The 20,198-nt window shown below is 47.2% G+C and carries 16 protein-coding genes; all 16 read right to left on the reverse strand.

Annotated features, from left to right (window positions below):
• Positions 1 to 40: 40 nt before the first annotated feature.
• The 16 genes from BLV50_RS24215 to tig all read right to left on the reverse strand — a co-directional run bounded on the left by BLV50_RS24215 (position 41) and on the right by tig (position 20,167).
• Entirely contained in the window at positions 41 to 949 is a 909-nt protein-coding gene (locus tag BLV50_RS24215) for an RluA family pseudouridine synthase (protein WP_090810429.1), read from the reverse strand.
• Complete coding sequence (hemL, locus tag BLV50_RS24220) at positions 946 to 2,250, reverse strand: glutamate-1-semialdehyde 2,1-aminomutase (protein ID WP_079696600.1); 1,305 nt, start codon at positions 2,248 to 2,250, stop codon at positions 946 to 948. The genes BLV50_RS24215 and hemL overlap by 4 nt, the downstream gene beginning before the upstream one ends.
• A gap of 22 nt (positions 2,251 to 2,272) precedes the next feature.
• Complete coding sequence (gene hemB, locus BLV50_RS24225; protein WP_063566723.1) at positions 2,273 to 3,274, reverse strand: porphobilinogen synthase; 1,002 nt, start codon at positions 3,272 to 3,274, stop codon at positions 2,273 to 2,275.
• Between the two features lie 107 nt (positions 3,275 to 3,381).
• Positions 3,382 to 4,944, reverse strand: a complete 1,563-nt coding sequence (gene cobA / locus BLV50_RS24230) for a uroporphyrinogen-III C-methyltransferase (RefSeq protein WP_090810430.1) — start codon at positions 4,942 to 4,944, stop codon at positions 3,382 to 3,384.
• Positions 4,945 to 4,948: 4 nt separating this feature from the next.
• Positions 4,949 to 5,905 (reverse strand): hydroxymethylbilane synthase, encoded by a 957-nt coding sequence (hemC, locus tag BLV50_RS24235; RefSeq protein ID WP_063566721.1) that lies wholly within the window; start codon positions 5,903 to 5,905, stop codon positions 4,949 to 4,951.
• Between the two features lie 2 nt (positions 5,906 to 5,907).
• Positions 5,908 to 6,600, reverse strand: a complete 693-nt coding sequence (locus BLV50_RS24240) for a precorrin-2 dehydrogenase/sirohydrochlorin ferrochelatase family protein (RefSeq protein WP_256336667.1) — start codon at positions 6,598 to 6,600, stop codon at positions 5,908 to 5,910.
• Positions 6,563 to 7,390, reverse strand: a complete 828-nt coding sequence (gene ccsA, locus BLV50_RS24245) for a cytochrome c biogenesis protein CcsA (protein WP_371121670.1) — start codon at positions 7,388 to 7,390, stop codon at positions 6,563 to 6,565. The genes BLV50_RS24240 and ccsA overlap by 38 nt, the downstream gene beginning before the upstream one ends.
• Positions 7,391 to 7,404: 14 nt before the next feature.
• Positions 7,405 to 8,793: a glutamyl-tRNA reductase gene (gene hemA / locus BLV50_RS24250; protein ID WP_063566719.1), complete on the reverse strand. Its 1,389-nt coding sequence runs from the start codon at positions 8,791 to 8,793 to the stop codon at positions 7,405 to 7,407.
• Positions 8,794 to 9,364: 571 nt separating this feature from the next.
• The gene (locus BLV50_RS24255; protein ID WP_090810432.1) at positions 9,365 to 9,955 is read right to left on the reverse strand and encodes a non-ribosomal peptide synthetase module; all 591 of its coding nucleotides are present in this window, start codon (positions 9,953 to 9,955) and stop codon (positions 9,365 to 9,367) included.
• A 266-nt stretch (positions 9,956 to 10,221) separates the two neighbouring features.
• Positions 10,222 to 10,866, reverse strand: a complete 645-nt coding sequence (yihA, locus tag BLV50_RS24260) for a ribosome biogenesis GTP-binding protein YihA/YsxC (RefSeq protein ID WP_090810434.1) — start codon at positions 10,864 to 10,866, stop codon at positions 10,222 to 10,224.
• 155 nt (positions 10,867 to 11,021) lie between these two features.
• A complete protein-coding gene (lon, locus tag BLV50_RS24265; protein ID WP_072735421.1) occupies positions 11,022 to 13,361 on the reverse strand; it encodes an endopeptidase La in 2,340 nt (779 codons plus the stop codon).
• Between the two features lie 86 nt (positions 13,362 to 13,447).
• Positions 13,448 to 15,202, reverse strand: a complete 1,755-nt coding sequence (gene lonB, locus BLV50_RS24270; RefSeq protein WP_063566715.1) for an ATP-dependent protease LonB — start codon at positions 15,200 to 15,202, stop codon at positions 13,448 to 13,450.
• A 169-nt stretch (positions 15,203 to 15,371) separates the two neighbouring features.
• Positions 15,372 to 16,469, reverse strand: a complete 1,098-nt coding sequence (ispG, locus tag BLV50_RS24275) for a flavodoxin-dependent (E)-4-hydroxy-3-methylbut-2-enyl-diphosphate synthase (RefSeq protein WP_063566714.1) — start codon at positions 16,467 to 16,469, stop codon at positions 15,372 to 15,374.
• Between the two features lie 123 nt (positions 16,470 to 16,592).
• Positions 16,593 to 17,846: an ATP-dependent protease ATP-binding subunit ClpX gene (clpX, locus tag BLV50_RS24280; protein ID WP_063566713.1), complete on the reverse strand. Its 1,254-nt coding sequence runs from the start codon at positions 17,844 to 17,846 to the stop codon at positions 16,593 to 16,595.
• A gap of 12 nt (positions 17,847 to 17,858) precedes the next feature.
• A complete protein-coding gene (gene clpP, locus BLV50_RS24285) occupies positions 17,859 to 18,449 on the reverse strand; it encodes an ATP-dependent Clp endopeptidase proteolytic subunit ClpP (RefSeq protein WP_024633993.1) in 591 nt (196 codons plus the stop codon).
• A 377-nt stretch (positions 18,450 to 18,826) separates the two neighbouring features.
• The gene (tig, locus tag BLV50_RS24290; RefSeq protein WP_090810436.1) at positions 18,827 to 20,167 is read right to left on the reverse strand and encodes a trigger factor; all 1,341 of its coding nucleotides are present in this window, start codon (positions 20,165 to 20,167) and stop codon (positions 18,827 to 18,829) included.
• Positions 20,168 to 20,198: the final 31 nt, after the last annotated feature.

Below are 20,198 nucleotides of genomic sequence, written 5' to 3' on the forward strand. Positions count from 1 at the left end.
ATGAGATGAGCATGCCACCTTTTGTGCAAACCTTCCCAGTTTATTGGTCCTTGCCTTCCCGTTGTACCAGTTGTTCGAAATCCTGCGGCCAAGGGTCTGCCACTTCAATTCGAGCACCTGTCAGTGGATGAGCAAAACTCAGTGTCTCACCATGAAGCGCTTGTCGACCAATAGAATCCCTTCTGCCTTCATATAACTCATCTCCGATGAGGGGATGCCCCGCATAACTTAAATGCACCCGAATCTGGTGTGTGCGTCCTGTATCCAGTGTCAGCCGGACAAGGGTCGCCCTATCCCATACCTCCACGATCTCCACGTGAGTTACAGCGTCCTGCCCACCTTCAGAGATACGTCTGCGTTGCTTGTGATGCCTGTCCTTCCCAATCGGAGCATCAATTTTGTGAAGTTCGCGGGATAGTTGCCCCCCTGCAATGGCGACGTAATGGCGTCCAATGTCTTTACGGCGCATCGCTTCATCCAGTTTGGCGAGGGCAAAAGCATTTTTGGCATATAAAACAGGTCCAGTTGTGTTCTCGTCCAGACGGTGAACATGGCGTACATTCGCCTGAATCCCATTCATTTCGTAATAAGACGCAACCGCATGATCCAGCGTAATCGCTTGATCCGCCCGGCTCCCATCGGGATGAAGCTTCATTCCGGCCGGTTTATGCACGACCAGACAGAAGTCATCCTCATACAGAACATCGATATCCGCCCAACGCGGTTCAACATCGATCGGCTGAGACGCAAAAAGGGCCAGCCGAAGCCGGTCCCCTGCGAGTTGTATGCCTTGGTTCGTCTTTAGCTGACGCAACATTTTCTCTGGTAACTGAAGCTCAGACAAGAGCCATTGCTCTGCAGCCGTTTGCCTGTCTGAACTGCCTGTCACCGCTTTGCCTGGCATTAGCTCAAGCCATTCCCCACGACGTTTCCAACTTTTAATGGTCATAATGATTGAAGAGCCTTACGGTTTGCCTCGATCGTATCGTCAATATCCTGCTCCGTATGCACGCCAGAAACAAACATGCCTTCGTATTGGGAAGGTGCAACACTCACACCCTGATCAATCATGGCCGCAAAGTAACGACGGAATTGATCCAGATTGCTTTCTTTGGCAATATCATAATTCGTAACCGGAACAGCACTGAAAAATGGACATACCATCGAACCAACACGGTTAATCGTTATGGCTACACCCGTCTCTGCTGCATTCTTCTCAAACCCAGCCTGCAAGCGTGCAGACAGTGTCTCCAGACGATCATAGACCTCCGGTGTCAACAATTTGAGTGTCGTATAACCTGCTGCCATAGCCAGTGGATTACCGCTCAGTGTACCTGCCTGATAGATCGGTCCGGTCGGAGCAATCTGTTCCATCAGATCACGTCTGCCGCCATAAGCGCCCACTGGAAGCCCGCCACCGATTACTTTACCCAGACAAGTCAGGTCAGGTGTAACGCCATATCGTCCCTGTGCACAGTTCAACCCTACACGGAAACCGGTCATGACTTCGTCAAAAATGAGCAGACTGCCGTATTGAGACGTCAAATTGCGCAGGCCTTCAAGGAAACCAGAAACGGGTGGCACAACTCCCATATTACCTGCAACAGGTTCCACAATGACGGCAGCCAGTTCTTCACCATAACGTTCAAAAGCAAGCTTCACTGACTCCAGGTCATTGTATGGAACCGTAATCGTATTCATAGCCACACCTTCAGGAACACCAGGGCTGTCAGGCAGACCCAGTGTTGCTACACCAGACCCTGCTTTGATCAGCAAGCTATCGGCATGCCCGTGATATGATCCTTCAAACTTCAAAATTTTACTGCGTCCGGTTACACCACGTGCCAGCCGAATTGCACTCATGGTTGCTTCCGTACCGGAATTTACCATTCGTACGATATCGATCGAAGGCACACGGTCACAGACGAGTTTTGCCATCTCTGTCTCCAGCAATGTTGGTGCACCAAAACTTGTTCCTTTAAGGGCTGTCTCACGCAAAGCTTCTACAACGTCAGGATGCGCATGTCCCATAATGAGCGGACCCCAGGATCCCACATAATCAATAAAAACATTGCCATCAATATCATAGATTTTGGAGCCTTCTCCGCGCTCTGCATAGATTGGGGTAAGCCCTACCGATTTGAACGCACGAACGGGACTGTTCACACCCCCAGGTATGTACTGCTTGGCTTCTTCAAATGCGCTGCGTGAGCGCTCATCATTGCGACGAGTTCCTTGTTGTGCAGTCATGAACATCCTCCTTAATATAAATTTATTTCTCGGCCAACCAGCGTGAAGCGTCTTTTCCGTAGTACGTAATAATCATATCTGCTCCCGCACGTTTCATACTCAGCAGAATTTCCATGGCCACTTTCTTCTCATCAATCCACCCTTGAATCGCCGCTGCCTTCACCATGGCATACTCTCCACTTACGTTGTAAGCAACCAGTGGCAGATCAAAATTGTCCTTGATTGTACGCATGACATCCAGATAGGACAGTGAAGGTTTCACCATCAGCATGTCCGCTCCTTCCAACACATCCGTTTCGGCTTCACGCAATGCTTCACGAGCGTTCGCCGGGTCCATCTGATACGACTTGCGATCTCCGAATTGTGGCGTGGAATCCGCGGCTTCGCGGAATGGACCATAGAATGCCGAAGCATATTTTACGGAGTAGGACATGATCGGAATATGACTAAAACCATTCTCATCCAGCCCGGCACGAATCGCTTGGACAAATCCATCCATCATGTTGGATGGTGCAATGATGTCCGCTCCAGCTTTAGCCTGGGATACCGCTGTTTTCACGAGCAGCTCCAATGATTCGTCATTGAGAACATCTCCGCAAATGTGACCGTCCACTTCCACGGTGTGCACCATACCACAATGACCGTGATCGGTGAATTCGCACAGACAGGTATCAGCAACAACCAGCAGCTCAGGATACCAGGACTTAATCAGCTTCGTTGCTTCCTGTACAATACCATCTTCAGCGAATCCAGACGAACCAACACTGTCTTTGGTTTCAGGAATACCGAATAAGAGCACAGCCGGAATACCCAGATCGGCAATCTCCTTCACTTCTTCCTGCAGACGATCCAGCGAGAAGCGGAATACGCCCGGCATGGATTTGATTTCGGATTTTACATTTTCACCATAAGTAACATAGATGGGTTGGATAAAGTCATCCACAGTCAAATGGGTCTCTCTCACCATATTGCGAATACCTGTGGATTGACGTAAACGGCGATGCCGCACAATTGGAAAACTCATACGTGTGAAACCTCCCTGAATAGTGATGTGGAGCAAAAAGCGAAGCGCGCCGGTATCGTAAAGAATTCAGCACGCTTCATCTATCGATTGCGGTTCAATTTATAGGTTTAACGGGGAAATACAGCTTCTGTGGCAGGCTTTCGTTTCCACTCAGACAACACAGAAATCAGACTTTCAATGGTTGCTTCTTCAGCCATCATTGTGACCTTCAAGCCTGCTGCTTCTGCCGTCTTCGCTGTAACAGGCCCGATACATGCAACCTCTACATTTTCCAATAAAGGCAAGGGGTCCTGCAATCCCATCCGTTTCAGAATGCTCATAAAATTGGTGACGGTAGATGAACTTGTGAAGGTCATCGCATGAATGCCGCCCTCTTCAAGCAGCTTCAGCAGTTCATCGTCATCCTCGCCAGCCAGAATGGTGTCATAGATAATCGCCTCGGTGACCAGAAGTCCCCGCTCCCTCAACTGTTCAGGCAACCAGGAGCGCGCGAGATCTCCATGCGGTAAAAGAACCCTCTGCCCTTCCTTCAGTTCATTTTCAAAAGCTTCAAGCATACCTTCGGCCTGAAATGGTCCTTGGATGACTTCCGCCACGATGCCATACTTACGCAAAGCTTCCCCAGTGGAAGGCCCTACCGCCGCAATTCTCGCTTGATGAATGGAGCGAATATCTTTTCCCTGTTGCTGCAAATGACGGAAAAAGAATTCCACCCCGTTTACACTCGTGAAAAATACCCAGTCAAACGTATTTAACGCACCAAACGCCCGTTTGACACTTTCCTGTGCCGACTCCCCTGATGGCATCACGGTCTCAATTACCGGAAATTCATAAGGTTCACCGCCAAGTTCCTCGATCCGGTTGACCAATTCACTAGCCTGACTGCGTGCTCGCGTCACCAAAATGCGTTTGCCAAACAGCGGCAGTGCTTCCGCCCATTTCAATTGTTCGCGCTGGTTCACCACCTCACCAACAACAATGACAGCGGGTGGTTGAAAATTCGCAGCGATGACTTTTGCTTCAATATCTTCAAGCGTACCTGTGATCGTATCCTGCTCTGCTCTTGTTCCCCATCGAATCAATGCCACTGGTGTTTGCGCAGGGCGTCCGTGGCGAATCAACTGTTCGCTGATATATCCAATTTTGGAGACGCCCATCATAAATACCAGTGTGCCTGTTGCATTCGTCACTTTATCCCAATGAATACTGCGATCAAGCTTGTCCGGACTCTCATGCCCCGTAATGATGGAAATAGAGGAAGCATAGTCGCGGTGGGTCACAGGTATTCCAGCGTAAGCAGGTACACTTATTGCTGAGGTTACACCAGGTACGATTTCAAAAGGAACGTCGTTTTTGCGCAGCAGATCAGCCTCTTCACCTACGCGTCCGAATATCGTCGGGTCTCCCCCTTTAAGCCGGACCACAACCTTGCCTTCCAGTGCGAGATCAACCAACAGCTGGTTGATTTCTTCCTGCTTCATCGTATGTCGATCCGGCCGTTTACCCACATATATCTTAACCGCGCCGGGCTTCATTTGTTTGAGTAATCTTGGACTAGCCAACCGATCGTAAACAACAGCATCCGCTCGACCGATCGATTCCCAGCCTTTTACCGTAATCAGCTTGGCGTCCCCTGGACCTGCACCAACCAAAAAGACCTTCCCCACCATGTCTTCATCCCCTAACTTCTGCCAGTATCTGCTCTGCTCCCCGTTCAATCAATCTCCAAGCCACTTCTTCCCCAAGACGAACCGGATCTTTGCCCGTCATTGCTTCTTTAAGAATCAGTCCACCGTCCGGCGTACCGACCATACCTGTTAATTGTAACGTGTTTTGTCCATTCGGGGAATCTGCATCTTGCTGTTTCACCCATACGGCATGAGCTCCAATCGGAACCTGACAGCCCCCATTTAATACACTAAGGAAGCGACGTTCAGCCAACACAGGAAATGCGGTTTCCGGATCGTTGTACAACTGCAACAGATGGAGCAGTTCCGCATCGTCTTCACGGCATTCAATGCCAAGCGCACCCTGACCTACTGCGGGAAGACAAGCTTCCTCTGACAGATATTCCGTAATCCGATCCTGCCAGCCCATTCGATACAGTCCAGCGGCAGCCAAAATAATAGCGTCCAAACCTTCTGTCTCCAGCTTGCGCAGACGGGAATCAATATTGCCACGAAGCGATTCGAGTTGTAAATCCGGACGGTATGCTTTCAGTTGACTGGATCGACGCAGACTGCTCGTTCCCACTCTTGCACCTTCTGGCAATTGATCCAATGTGAGTCCACCATTCGAAATTAGTGCATCACGTGGATCCGCACGGCGCGGAACAGCCCCGTTTGTCAACCCTTCGGGCAACTCGGAAGGCATATCCTTCATGCTATGAACAGCCATATCAATCGTACGATCCATCATCGCCTGTTCAATCTCTTTGACAAACAGTCCTTTGCCTCCGACTTTGGACAGGGTTACATCGAGAATTAAATCTCCTTTTGTAACAATTTTATGTACTTCAAAATCAAAAGCTAATCCTTCCCGTTCACAAATATCACGTAAATCTTGAATTACATGGCCTGTCTGGGTCAAAGCAAGTGCGCTTTGTCTGCTTCCCACTTTAATTGTCCGCATGTCTACATGTCCTCCTGATTATGGGATATCCAGTCCCCAATTTGTTCTTCGGTCCACCACTTAAACTGACCTGCACGGATCTTTTCCAGTACATTCATTTCGGTTAAACGACGGAGTAATTTAGCTCTGACACCTGGTGAAGATACACGTGCCTTTACTTCCATCCTCATCTGATACAAAAATTCAATATATGTCTCGTACTCATCTCCGAATTGCTGTTCCAATGTGTCACGAATTTCCGCTGCGGCTATAGGCCCTGCTCCAGCGGTCGATATCGCAATGCTCAGTCTGCCACGCCTGACCACACTTGGTGTAATAAAGGTGCTTCGCTCAGAAGATATAGCGTCATTAACCAGTATACCCGCATCTTCAGCTTCTTGGACAACAGCTGTGTTCACTTCACTATGGTCCGTTGCTGCATATACGAGAAAGGCCCCCCGCAAATCTCCATTGCGGTAGGACCGGGCCAGCCATTGAATTCGGGAATCATGATGCAATTGTTGTAACGTTGGCGTAACTTCCGGACTAATCACCTTAATTTGCGCTTCCGCATGAAGCAAACCTTTTATTTTACGTTCAGCAACACGTCCCCCTCCAACCACGCAGCAGGATTTCCCTGATATATCTACAAATATTGGCGTGTACCGTTCCATCCCTTCACTCTCCCGTCCAACGATGAAACGCTGAATACGCATTGGATAAAAAACTGATAATGACAAAGCCGTATCCGATCAGCGTCCATCTCGCCATAATAACTGTGGAGAACTGTTTTCTTCTCTTAAAGACGAAGTACCCCACATAGATCGCTATGGCAAGCCCCGTTGCAATAACCTTGAGATCCAAGAGCAGGCTCCAGCGCGTTTCGGCTACAATGGACAATACCGCGAGCATGATAGAAACACCAAGGAGAGGTGTGCCAATCAGTGTAGCCCCATCCATATATTTGCCGATCACTTCGAGACTCGGCAGACGACGTACGGTATCATTCCATTTCTTATTCTTCAGCTTGCGGTGCAAAAACAGATATAACATGGCAAATACAGCACCCACCGTCAAAGCCGCAAAACCAAGATTGGCCAAGGTGATATGCATAATAAGCAATCCATGCACTGTCTGCCAGTTATGCAGAGATATCTCACCTGCTGTAAACCACAACCGGTTCAACACTGTAACCGAGAAACCAACCACGTTCAGCAACAAAATGACAAATTCGGAACGTTGAATACGAGTCATCACTAGAGACATTAGTACGATGCTAAATGAAAATATAAACAAAAAATCAAACGTTGTGTAGATTGGAAAATGCCCTTCGGTTAACATACGTAAAATGACATGGAACACCTGAAGTGCCCATACAACAACAAGAAACCCTGTGCCTGTCCGCTTCGCCCCCGCATTGCGTCGAATGCAGTCCGAGAAATAGAACAGTAGGCTCAGGGCATACATATAGATTAAAGCTTCATAGATTTGTTCAGCTAGGGTCAAGCTGCCCACCCGCCTTATACGCCTGCCGGAGCATAAGCCGGCACGGGGTCTTGCCGGGAATCGTTAAGATGAACGGCATCCGGTTTGCGCAGAGCCGTGGCATCGCTCTGATTTACTTTCTCAGCGGCCCCCTCTACGGCATCCTCCAGAGCAAAGATCTGAGTAAACATGCGCAGCGCTTCATCACCATGCTTGGTACCAGCCATTTCCTTAATCCGGTTAATCGGATCTGTCGTCATTTGATTCACGATGCTTTTCGTCAGACGGCGGATAACTTTACGCTGATGTTCATCCAGTTCAGGCAATTTATTAAACAGACTATCCATCGTTTCTTCATGAATGGAAGCACCTTTTTCCTGCAATGCCCGAATGACAGGACGAACGCCCAAGGTTTTGAGCCATTGATAATAATCTTCCATCTCAAGTTCAATCATTTTCTCGATCTTGGCAGCTTCCACCTTACGCATCTCCAGATTACTCTCCACGATTCCTTCCAAATCATCAATATCATAAAGGAATACATTGGATAACTCGCCGATCGCCGGATCGATATCCCGCGGAACAGCAATATCAATCAGGAACAGTGGACGCGATTGACGACGCTTCATGCTCTCTCGAACCACAGTGGCATCCAGTACATATCTTTCGGCCCCCGTCGAACTAATGACAATATCAACCTCGTTCAGTCGCTCTAGTGCCTGTTCCATCGTACAAGGGGTCCCCCGAAACTTCGCTGCCAATTCCTCAGCTCGCGCAAGTGTCCGATTCGCCACAATGACTTCGGAGGCTCCATTGGTATACAGATGTTTTACTGTAAGTTCACTCATTTTGCCGGCACCCAGAATCAGCACCTTCTTATCCGTGAACATACCAAAGATACGCTTGCCTAGTTCTACAGCAGCATAACTTACAGATACCGCACTCTCTCCGATCGAAGTCTCCGAATGTGCCCGTTTGCCCAATGTAACAGCCTGTTTGAACAGCATGTTAAACCAGGTCCCAGTAGCTTTCTCTTCCTGTGCTTTGAAGAAAGCCTGTTTCACCTGTCCAAGAATCTGAGTCTCACCAATAACCATGGAATCCAGCCCACAAATGACACGGAACAAATGGCGCATGGCTTGATCATCTTCATATATATATAAGTGTTGCGTAAATTCTTCCCGCGGAACATTAAACCATTGTTCCATGAACGTCCGAATAAAATAACCACACATGTGAAGACGGTCTACCACAACATACAACTCGGTACGGTTACATGTGGCTACGATTACACCTTCCAATACACTCTTGGTCAGCTTGAGCTGCTGCAGCGCTTCAGACAAGTCCTTTTCTGCAAATGTGAATCGTTCCCTAACCTCTACAGGCGCCGTGCGATAATTCAAACCAACGACAACGATGTGCATTGCAAGTTCACCTGCCTAATAAATTTCCAATCAAAGTGTTTTCTACATATGTTCATCCATTTATGATTGACATGGTTTAATTATATCACACATCCATAGTATGACCGGGCCATTTTTATGAAATGTTTATGAAATCCCCATGTAAATCATCTTATGCATTGTCATTTATTGTAGTGTCTCACCAATCTTCACCGTTATGCGTTAAATACTTGTTTTAATGATAAAGATTCATGAAAATCCCATATAAAACAAATAGCCATGGATGGCTCCATGACTATTCAGGTTTGGGATGATCTTCGTTCCATCCCGATATGTGAACATTATTCATGCTGTCGTTATTCAATCGCGTTTCTTTGCGTACTTGGTTCCTTTATTCTTTTCATTTCAATGAGATTAAAAATAACATCTATCCAAAGGGAATGCAACCCCTTTAGGAAGATCAAAAAATAAAAGATTCGTATCCATCAAGCTCCCGAAATCAAGAAATCCCCTTTCGCTTCTACCTGGAATGTACCAGATCAGAGCATTAGGGGATGGTTAGTTAAATACTTGTATAATTCACTCTTTTGGGTCAGTAGGCTTCAAGCTCAAACAGCCGTTTCTGGTGGCGCGCAAGCTTTTCATCAATCTGCTGGAGTTGATCAGAAGTAGAAGCATCCATTCTTGTATCAAGTAACGAATCAACCTCGGCGTATAACCGGTTTATCTCGCGTTCAATATCTCGAGCCTGGAACACACGCTGCAATTCAAGCAACGTATTTTTGTATTCGTAGATGACACGGATATTCTCGCCGATCTGCTCCACAATTTTACGGACAACGCCCTGCGTATAAACATACGTCATGGTAAACTCCTCATAAATGCGATGAACAACGCCATCACCCTTAAAGGTCATAAAGAGCTTCCGGACTACGTTCGTCAGATAATGGTTTACCAGGCGGCAAGATAACTCACAGATGTAAAACCCTTCCCTACGATCAAAAGGGAAATGAACTTCTTCTCCACTCACATCTACGAGCACAATTTCCTGGCAGCCATTCTCCATCACCTTCACTCGTTGATGAATCCGGCCATCTTCTGTCATGCGTAAAAACTGATGCATCTGGGGTTCTGACAATTTCAAAGTGGCTTTAACATACTCTGTGGCTAATCGCTGAGCCATAAAATCTCCTCAATTCTTTCCCGATTGTTTTGTCTTCCTGCACATGTGGCAGTGATCTCAAAATTCTTCAGGTCGGCAAGGCCGCTACTTTGGTACTGTTGGCGCAAATGCACCTATACTCATTATACACTACCGTATAGCTATTTCGCCCCAAAATAAAACAATGAATGTTCACGAAAATCCATAAAATATGGATTAATCCTTGATTGCATCAAAGATCCACCCCAGTTGCTCGCTTTCCTGCATCAAAATGGCGTAATTCCCGGTTATCCGTTAATTTCGTTGTTTTCCTCAGCCTGTGACTCTTCTTCAGCTGAAGCTTGACCGATTCCGGCAAAGCGGGTAATGATCTCCCATAATTCTTCTTTTCCTAAACCTTCTTCCGATGAAAACGGTACAAACAGATCACCCGGGCGAAGATCCAAAGCTTCCTTGATGACTTTAATATGTTTGGCTCTACGCGTTTTTGGAATCTTGTCCATCTTCGTCGCAACAACTACCAGAGGCAAGCCATGATGGCGGAGCCACTCATTCATCATCATGTCATCCTTGGACGGTTCATGTCTCATATCCACCATCTGCATGACCAGTTTCAATTCCTCGCGTCCCAGCAAGTACTTCTCCATCATTTTGCCCCAGGCAAAGCGTTGCTCTTTGGAAACTTTAGCGTAGCCATATCCCGGGAAATCGACGAAGTAGAGATCCTGATTGATCTTATAATAGTTCAGTTGCTGTGTCTTACCAGGGGTAGAACTTGTCCGTGCCAAGTTTTTACGATTAATCAAACGGTTGATCAAAGATGATTTCCCTACATTGGATCGTCCCGCCAAGGCAATCTCGGGCAGGCCGTCCTCGGGGTATTGTTCAGGCCGAACGGCACTGATAATAAATTCGGATTGATTTACTTTCATAATGTATCTGTCCTCTCTTGAATCCTGTGCTCTTAATTAGAGCTGCTGTTGGTATTATGCCATGGATTGTTCTATCATACCAAAAAAACCGTTCCAGCGGACGCCAAAGCTTCCGCAGAACGGTTTACTCTTCATACGATCCCTCGTTTAACGAGCTACAGGTGTATTCCTGCCTGTTCCACAAGCGCATGTTGCAGCACCTGATCCATATGGGCTACAGGAACAAATTCCACATCTTCTTTGATGCTGTCCGGAATATCCCGCAGGTCCCGTTCGTTATCCTTGGGCAATAATATTTTTTTGTAACCGGCGCGGTGGGCCGCCAGTGATTTTTCCTTAAGTCCGCCGATTGGCAACACACGGCCACGCAGCGTTATTTCGCCCGTCATAGCAATGTCCTTGGAGACATGTTTGTTCGTCAGAGCAGAGATCAACGCAGTCGCCATCGTAATCCCGGCAGATGGTCCATCCTTTGGAATGGCTCCTTCCGGAACGTGGATATGGATATCGTTCTTCTCGTGGAAGTCAGACGGGATGCCAAGCTGTGCAGCTTTGGATCGGGTGTAGCTGAATGCCGCCTGAGCCGATTCCTTCATGACATCGCCCAGTTTACCTGTCAGCGTCAGCTTGCCTGTACCAGGTACAACGGTAACCTCGATCACGAGGGTATCTCCACCCACTTCAGTCCACGCCAGTCCCGTCACAGTACCAATCTGATCTTCCAGTTCGGCCATACCATAGCGGAATTTACCCGGACCAAGGTAATCCTTCACTTCATCTGCTGTAATGTTAATCTGACCTTCCACACCAGACACGATGTTTTTGGCCGCTTTCCGACACAACGAAGCCATCTGCTGTTCCAGATTCCGCACGCCGGACTCTCGTGTATATTCACGAATGACACGCAACATGCTGTCATCCCCGATATTCAGCTGATCTTCTTCCAGACCATGATCCTGTTTCTGTTTCGGAAGCAAATAGTTTTTGGCAATTTGCAGCTTCTCCAGCTCGGTATACCCCGGAATATTGAGCATCTCCATTCGGTCCAGAAGCGGACGTGGAATGTTATGCACTGTGTTGGCAGTTGTAATAAACATAACGTTAGATAAGTCAAACGGCAACTCTACAAAGTGGTCACTGAATGTGTTGTTCTGTTCGGGATCAAGTACTTCAAGCAGCGCTGCGGAAGGGTCTCCACGGAAGTCCGAAGCCATTTTGTCGATCTCGTCCAGCAGGAACACCGGATTGAGTGAACCCGCCGTCTTCATGCCCTGAATGATGCGGCCTGGCATTGCACCAACATAAGTGCGGCGATGACCGCGAATTTCTGCTTCATCTCGCACGCCACCCAACGATATTCTGACGAATTCGCGTCCAAGGGATCTGGCGATAGAGCGGGCAAGCGACGTTTTCCCGACCCCTGGAGGTCCAACCAGACAGAGGATCGGTCCTTTAAGCTTTTTCACCAGCTTCTGAACAGCCAGATATTCAAGCACACGTTCTTTCGGTTTTTCCAAACCGTAGTGATCTGCATTTAACACATCTTCAGCCTTTTGAATATCCAGATCGTCAGCTGTCAGCTGTGTCCAAGGCAGTCCCAGCAGCCAATCCACATAGTTGCGGATAACGCCACCTTCGGCAGAACTTGATGGCATTTTCTCAAGCCGATCAATTTCTTTCTCAACCTTTTCCTTCACCTTGTCCGGCAAGCCAAGAGCCTCCATTTGATTTCGGAGTTCCTCAACCTCCCCGGCACGGCCTTCTTTCTCACCCAGCTCTTTTTGAATCGCCTTCATCTGCTCACGCAGATAGTACTCTTTCTGGGTTTTCTCCATCTGCTTCTTCACGCGCTGGCTGATTTTGCGTTCAAGCTCCAGTACTTCCCGCTCATTGTTCAGGATGTCCAGCAACTTCTCCAGCCGTTCACGAACGTCGATGGTCTCCAAAATCTCCTGTTTGTCCTTGATCTTCAAAGACAGGTGACTGGTGATGACATCGGCCAAGCGACCTGGTTCTTCAATATCAGACACAGCCGCAAGTGTCTCAGGTGTAACCTTTTTGGACAGATTAATATAATTTTCGAACTGGTTCAGAACTGTACGCATCAGCGCATCTGTTTCCGGATGACTGTTCTCCTCTTCAGGAAGCTCTTGTGCCAGAACCTCATAGTATTCCTCGTTGTCCGTATATTCAATGATTTCAGCCCGTTCCAAGCCTTCCACAAGTACACGAATCGTCCCGTTTGGAAGCTTCAGCATCTGTCTGACCTTGGCAACCGTTCCGATTCTGAAAATATCCTCTTGTGTTGGTTCTTCAATATTTACCTCGGCTTGGGAACATAGGAGAATCAAATGTTCTTCTACCATCGCTTTTTCTAAAGCCTTGACCGATTTCTCCCGGCCCACATCGAGATGCAGTACCATACTCGGGTAGACGAGAAGTCCTCTTAAAGGCAGTAAAGGAAAACGACGACCTTTCGCTTTGCTCGGTCCCATCGCTTTCGCACCTCCAATGGCTCTCAGGTTGTAGTCATTCATTATTCTATCAAATGTTCACATAAAAAACCAATGAAGGGAAGCGCTTAGCAGCTTCCCGAATCTGTAACCTGTCCTGGACGGGGCAAGTCAGCACGTAAATAGGATGCGGATGCCGGCGGGAAAATCTCCGGTGCAGGTGTTGCTGTCTCCTCCGCAAGGTTGATTTGTTTGGCTTGCTCCTCATTAGGCACCCAGTCAAATACTTCTCGGAATACGTCTTCAACGGTATCGACCGGGATAACTCGTAAGCCATCCAGATTTTCAAAGATGGACTGCCAGTTCTCTGCCGGAATAATGACCGTTTTGGCGCCCGCCTGGAATGCAGCCTCCACTTTGGCGAGTACACCGCCGATCGGTTTTACCCGGCCATGAATACTGATCTCGCCAGTCATCGCTGTCTCATGGTCAATCGGACGCCCCTGGATGGCTGATGTAATAGCTGTCGCCATGGCAATCCCCGCAGATGGGCCATCAATTGGCGTTCCACCTGGGAAGTTGACGTGTAAATCATAGTCGTTAGGACGAATGCCCATGGCCTTTAATACGGTTATCACATTTTCAACCGAGCCTCTAGCCATGCTTTTTCGCCGGAGTGTGCGCGAACCGCCTCCAATCTCTTCTTCATCCACAACTCCCGTGATGTTAATTCGTCCCTGATCTCGAAGAGTCGGAACAGCGGATACTTCGATCTCCAGAATGGTGCCCATATTCGGTCCATATACGGCCAAGCCATTCACAAAACCGATCTGTGGCCGCATAGGCACCTTGCGATCTGGCCGGGGCTGAATCTGGCTGCTGCCAGCGACCCATTCCACATCCGACGCCTGCAGCGTTTCACGTTTTTCAGTCAAAGCCAGCCCAGCAGCGAGTTGAATGATATTGACCGCTTCACGGCCATTGGTTGCATAGCGCTTAACCACATCAACTGCCTCTGGACATGGACTGAATCCGATTTTCTGTACAGCGTCTTCCGCAATTTGCCCGATTTCTTCCGGCAGCAATGGACGGAAATAGACCTCCATGCACCGCGAGCGCAAGGCTGGAGGCAGTTCATGGGACGATCGAGTCGTCGCTCCGACAAGACGAAAATCGGCTGGCAGACCATTTTGAAAAATATCGTGGATATAAGCAGGAGTATGCGTGTCTTCCGAGTTATAGTACGCACTTTCCAAAAACACCTTGCGGTCCTCCAATACTTTCAGCAGTTTATTCATCTGAATGGAATGCAGTTCACCGATCTCATCAATAAAAAGCATCCCTCCATGCGCTTTGGTAACGGCACCGGGTTTCGGCTGTGGAATGCCTGCTACGCCCATCGCTCCTGCTCCCTGATAGATCGGATCATGCACTGAACCAATCAAAGGGTCAGCAATACCCCGTTCATCAAAACGCGCCGTCGTGGCGTCAAGTTCCGTGAATTTGGCATCGGCCTTGAAGGGAGATGACGGATTCTTTTTGGCTTCTTCCAAAACCACCCTTGCAGCAGCTGTTTTACCTACCCCTGGAGGTCCATATATAATGACATGCTGTGGATTAGCACTGCATAGCGCGGCTTTAAGGGCGCGAAGTCCGTCTTTTTGCCCTACAATGTCATTAATGGTTGCCGGACGTGTCTTCTCTGACAGGGGCTTGGTGAGTGAAATGGAGCGCAACTTCCGCAGCTTCTCCAGTTCCTTGCGGGATTCACGCTCCACCGCACCGCGATTCGTTTTCTGCCCTCGAAGTAAATTCCAGAAATACAAACCGATCACCACACCAAAAAATAACTGAATCATCATTATGACCATACCAAATTCCATGTCTCAACATCCTCCTGTTCTATCCCTATTCTCATACGAGATCATGCTAATACTTGGTAGTATAGCCTTTTCACCGAGACGTAAACGGGTGATCAGGAAATTGTATGTTTGAGAACAAAAAACAGCCCGTCAATGCTGACGGACTGTTACAAAACGATATATAAATCAATCAGTGCGAGCGGCCAGGAATAACGCCTGTCGCTTCATAAGACTCCACGATTTTGTCGATCTCTTTTTTCAATTCCTCAACCATGATCTCTTCTGGCACTTTACGGATCATTTTACCATGACGGAATAACAAGCCTTCTCCGCGTGCACCGGCAATACCGATATCCGCTTCCTTGGCTTCACCCGGACCGTTAACAGCACAACCCAGCACCGATACTTTGATCGGCACCTTAAGTTTGGAGATATACTCTTCCACTTCATTAGCAATGGAGAACAGATCGATATCCAAACGGCCACAGGTAGGACAGGAAATCAGCGTAGCTGCATTTGAAATCAGACCAAAGGTTTTGAGCAGGTCACGAGCAACCTTGATCTCTTCAACCGGGTCCGCACTAAGCGATATCCGCATCGTCGAACCAATGCCCATGGATAACAAGGCACCCATACCGGCAGAACTTTTGATTGTACCAGAGAACAATGTACCCGCCTCGGTAATGCCCAAATGCAACGGATACTTGATGATCTCAGCCGCTTTGGAATAAGCCTCAATCGCCATCGGCACATCCGATGCTTTGAGAGACACGATAATATCATGAAAATCCAATTCTTCTAGAATGCCAATGTGATAAAGTGCACTTTCTACCATAGCATCAGCTGTTGGATAACCATATTTTTCGAGCAAATGGTTCTCCAGAGATCCTGCGTTTACCCCGATCCGAATCGGAATACCCTTCTCTTTACAAGCTTTGACGACTTCCTCTACTTTGGAACGTTTACCGATATTGCCGGGATTAATCCGTACTTTATCGATGCCGTTCTCAATCGCAAGGAGCGCCAGTTTATAATTAAAATGGATATCCGCTACGAGCGGAATATTAATCCGTTTTTTGATTTCCTTGATGGCTGCTGCAGCTTCCTCATTGTTCACCGTTACACGCACCACTTGGCAGCCTGCTTCTTCCAAACGCAAAATCTCTGCCACGGTTGCCTCAACGTCTGCCGTTTTCGTTGTACACATGCTCTGGATGATGACTTCGTTGCTGCCACCAATCGTTAAGTTACCCACTTTTACGGGTCGTGTATCTTGTCTTAAAAACATGAGTGATTTCTCTCCCCACAACGTCAAAGCTCCACCCTGACAGAGACATGAATTCGCCTTCTGCCAGGAGTGGAGAACTGACAAGTCTATATTTCAGTGTTGAAACGGAATATTCGCCTTTAGTTAGGCACTTTCTTCCTGCTTGTCGTCCTTGGATTGGCTCAGTTCAGGCACGACTCTCTTCTCAACGACCTCTTCGGTAATGACACAGTTCGTAACATCATCACGGGAAGGCACTTCGTACATAATCTCAAGCATAATGCCCTCGATGATTGCACGTAGTCCACGTGCACCCGTGTTACGTTTAATGGCTTCCTTCGCAATCGCCAGCAATGCTCCTGGTTCGAACACCAGATTCACATTATCCAGCTCAAGCAGTTTTTGGTACTGTTTCGTAAGCGCATTTTTTGGCTCGGAAAGAATCCGTACCAATGTGTCTTCGTCCAGCGGCTCCAAAGTGGAGATAACTGGCAAACGGCCTACAAACTCCGGAATCAGACCGAATTTCAACAAGTCTTCCGGCAATACCATACCCAGATATTCACCTGGTTTAAGATCTTTTTGTTCCGCAACGGTATTAAAGCCGATGACTTTTTTACCGATCCGGCGTTTAATCATTTGCTCGAGACCATCAAAGGCACCGCCACAAATGAACAAGATGTTGGTGGTATCAATCTGGATGAATTCCTGATGTGGATGCTTACGACCACCTTGTGGAGGTACAGAAGCCACAGTTCCTTCCAGGATTTTCAAGAGCGCTTGTTGAACACCTTCACCCGATACATCACGTGTAATGGATGGGTTCTCGGATTTACGCGCTACTTTATCAATTTCATCGATATAAATAATGCCGCGCTCTGCTTTTTCCACATCATAATCAGCAGCTTGAATCAGCTTGAGCAGAATGTTCTCTACATCTTCGCCGACATAACCTGCTTCCGTCAATGAAGTTGCATCAGCAATAGCAAAAGGAACATTAAGGATTTTGGCCATCGTTTGCGCAAGCAACGTTTTACCAGAACCCGTAGGTCCTAACAGCAAAATATTACTTTTTTGCAATTCAACATCCTCAATCTTACTTTGTGTGTTGATCCGTTTATAGTGATTGTAAACCGCTACAGACAAAGATTTCTTCGCCTGATCCTGACCAATGACGTACTGGTCAAGAATGTCGCGGATTTCTTTCGGTTTTGGAATATCTTTGAGGTCCAGTTCTTCGTCATGACCGAGCTCTTCCTCTACGATTTCAGTGCACAGTTCGATACATTCATCACAAATGTAAACGCCCGGTCCAGCGACCAGCTTGCGCACCTGTTCCTGAGATTTACCGCAAAAAGAGCATTTCAACTGCCCTTTCTCATCGTTAAATTTAAACATGAAACCACCCCTTTAGGAATTGATCGGTCTGCTGAGCACCTGGTCAATAATGCCGTACGTTTTGGCTTCTTCAGCACTCATGAAAAAGTCACGGTCTGTGTCCCGCTCGATTTTCTCAAGGGGTTGACCTGTACGATCGACGTATATTTGATTCAGTTTCTGACGTGTTTTAATAATCCATTCTGCGTGAATTTTGATATCCGCAGCCTGTCCTTGAACGCCGCCAAGCGGCTGATGAATCATCACTTCGCTGTTAGTCAGCGCATATCGTTTGCCAGGAGCTCCGGCTGTCAGCAATAACGAGCCCATGCTTGCTGCCATACCTACGCAAATGGTCGATACATCCGGCTTGATATATTGCATCGTATCGTATATACCCATCCCTGCGGTGACAGAACCACCAGGTGAATTAATGTACAAACTTATATCCTTCTCAGGATCGTCGGCTGCCAAAAACAAAAGCTGCGCTATGACAAGATTGGCTACATCGTCATCAATCGCACTGGTTAAAAAGATAATGCGATCCTTCAGCAAACGCGAATATATATCGTAAGACCGCTCGCCTCGATTGGTTTGTTCAACAACCATTGGCACCAGACTCATGAGACCAACCTCTTTTCTACATGTAATTAGACATAGGCTACCTGTAAAGCAAACCCAAATTCATTCTAACACGTTCCTGTGACAATGTCATTTTTCACAAGTGGTGTAAAGACGGAGTAAGTTTACTTTTTTGCCTGATCATATTTAACCATGTTTTCTATGTATGTGCAAATCGGAGCAATCCTATGCCGTTTCACCTTTTTTTTATTTGCAGGAGAACCATAGGACCTTGAATATGCATAACCAATGCCACAACGAAATCCATCCATATTATTACTGAATCCTCTATAAAATGGATGCCATAATTTAAAAATAAGGCACGCAATGATTCACGTGCCTTATCGTTTATTCAGCTGTTCATTACGTAACAGCTTGTCTTATTTTTCGTCAGCTTCTGCAGCAACTTCTTCAGCTGGAGCTTCAACAGCTTCAACGACTTTGCTGTTCTCAACGAGAACATCGATCGTTTTACGCAGTTTCACTTCATCACGAAGGCTGTCCAGGGAACCATTACCCTCGAGAATGCCACGAATCTCTTCAGCAGGACGCTTGTAAGACTCAGCCATTTTTTCGAGTTCTTGGTTAACTTCTTCGTCAGACACTTCGATGTTTTCCGCTTTGCCAACGGCTTCAAGAACCAAGTTGTTGCGAACACGTTTGGAAGCATCTTCCTGCATTTGTCCTCTCAGGTCAGCTTGTGTTTGACCAGAGAAGCTCAGGAACATTTCCAGGTTCATACCTTGGTTGCGCAGACGGTTGTCGAAATCACGCATCATGTTTTGTACTTCGCTCTCAACCATTGCAGAAGGAATATCCACTTCAGCATTTTCAGCCACTTTTTCTACAACAGCATTTTCTTGAGCTGCTTTGGCTTCATCTGCTTTGCGGGATTCCAATTGCGTTTTCAGATCAGCTTTGTACTCTTCAAGCGTATCAAATTCGCTAACATCTTTTGCAAACTCGTCATCCAGTTCAGGAAGTTGTTTACGTTTGATTTCATGTACTTTCACTTTAAATACCGCTTTTTTGCCAGCCAGTTCAGCTGCATGGTAGCTCTCAGGGAAAGTTACTTCAACGTCTTTGAAGTCGCCTGTGGAAAGACCCACAACCTGCTCTTCAAATCCTGGGATGAATGTGTTGGAACCAAGTTCCAGGGAATACCCCTCAGCTTGTCCACCTTCGAACGGTACACCATCAACGGAACCGTCAAAGTCGATTACAGCAACGTCGCCGTTTTGTGCGGAACCTTCGTCGATAACAACGAGTTCTGCGTGACGTTGTTGAAGACGCTCGAGCTCTTCAGTCACTTCTACATCCGTTACTTCATGTTTGGCTACAGCAACTTCAACGCCTTTGTAGTCACCCAGTGTAACTTCAGGTTTAACTGTTACTTTCGCTTTGAACTTGAATACTTGTCCTTTAGCGAATTGCTCGACATCTACGTCAGGACGATCAACCGGGAAGATATCCGTTTGGTCGATTGCTTCTGTGTAAGCTTCAGGAAGCAAAATATCAATTGCTTCTTGATACAGGCTTTCTACACCGAAACGAGCTTCAAAGATCGAACGTGGAACTTTACCTTTACGGAATCCAGGTACATTTGCTTGTTTAACTACTTTATTAAAAGCTTTGTCGAGTGCTGCAGTTACACGATCTGCACCCACTTCAACCTCAAGAACCCCAAGGTTCTTCTCTATCTTTTCCCAAGTTGCTTTCATTGTATACTTTCCCCTCCAAAATTCGCATGTT

The organism is Paenibacillus sp. 276b (genome assembly GCF_900107875.1).
Taxonomy (GTDB): Bacteria; Bacillota; Bacilli; order Paenibacillales; family Paenibacillaceae; genus Paenibacillus; species Paenibacillus marchantiae.

Bases quoted from the DNA above. Each gene is read 5' to 3' on its own strand.
- clpX (WP_063566713.1), bottom strand. From the start codon at position 17,846: ATGTTTAAATTTAACGATGAGAAAGGGCAGTTGAAATGCTCTTTTTGC.
- ispG (WP_063566714.1), bottom strand. From the start codon at position 16,469: ATGTTTTTAAGACAAGATACACGACCCGTAAAAGTGGGTAACTTAACG.
- BLV50_RS24215 (WP_090810429.1), bottom strand. From the start codon at position 949: ATGACCATTAAAAGTTGGAAACGTCGTGGGGAATGGCTTGAGCTAATG.
- BLV50_RS24255 (WP_090810432.1), bottom strand. From the start codon at position 9,955: ATGGCTCAGCGATTAGCCACAGAGTATGTTAAAGCCACTTTGAAATTG.
- yihA (WP_090810434.1), bottom strand. From the start codon at position 10,866: ATGAAAGTAAATCAATCCGAATTTATTATCAGTGCCGTTCGGCCTGAA.
- hemC (WP_063566721.1), bottom strand. From the start codon at position 5,905: ATGCGGACAATTAAAGTGGGAAGCAGACAAAGCGCACTTGCTTTGACC.
- tig (WP_090810436.1), bottom strand. From the start codon at position 20,167: ATGAAAGCAACTTGGGAAAAGATAGAGAAGAACCTTGGGGTTCTTGAG.
- lonB (WP_063566715.1), bottom strand. From the start codon at position 15,202: ATGGAATTTGGTATGGTCATAATGATGATTCAGTTATTTTTTGGTGTG.
- BLV50_RS24240 (WP_256336667.1), bottom strand. From the start codon at position 6,600: ATGCGTATTCAGCGTTTCATCGTTGGACGGGAGAGTGAAGGGATGGAA.
- hemB (WP_063566723.1), bottom strand. From the start codon at position 3,274: ATGAGTTTTCCAATTGTGCGGCATCGCCGTTTACGTCAATCCACAGGT.
- clpP (WP_024633993.1), bottom strand. From the start codon at position 18,449: ATGAGTCTGGTGCCAATGGTTGTTGAACAAACCAATCGAGGCGAGCGG.
- lon (WP_072735421.1), bottom strand. From the start codon at position 13,361: ATGGGACCGAGCAAAGCGAAAGGTCGTCGTTTTCCTTTACTGCCTTTA.
- hemL (WP_079696600.1), bottom strand. From the start codon at position 2,250: ATGACTGCACAACAAGGAACTCGTCGCAATGATGAGCGCTCACGCAGC.
- cobA (WP_090810430.1), bottom strand. From the start codon at position 4,944: ATGGTGGGGAAGGTCTTTTTGGTTGGTGCAGGTCCAGGGGACGCCAAG.
- hemA (WP_063566719.1), bottom strand. From the start codon at position 8,793: ATGCACATCGTTGTCGTTGGTTTGAATTATCGCACGGCGCCTGTAGAG.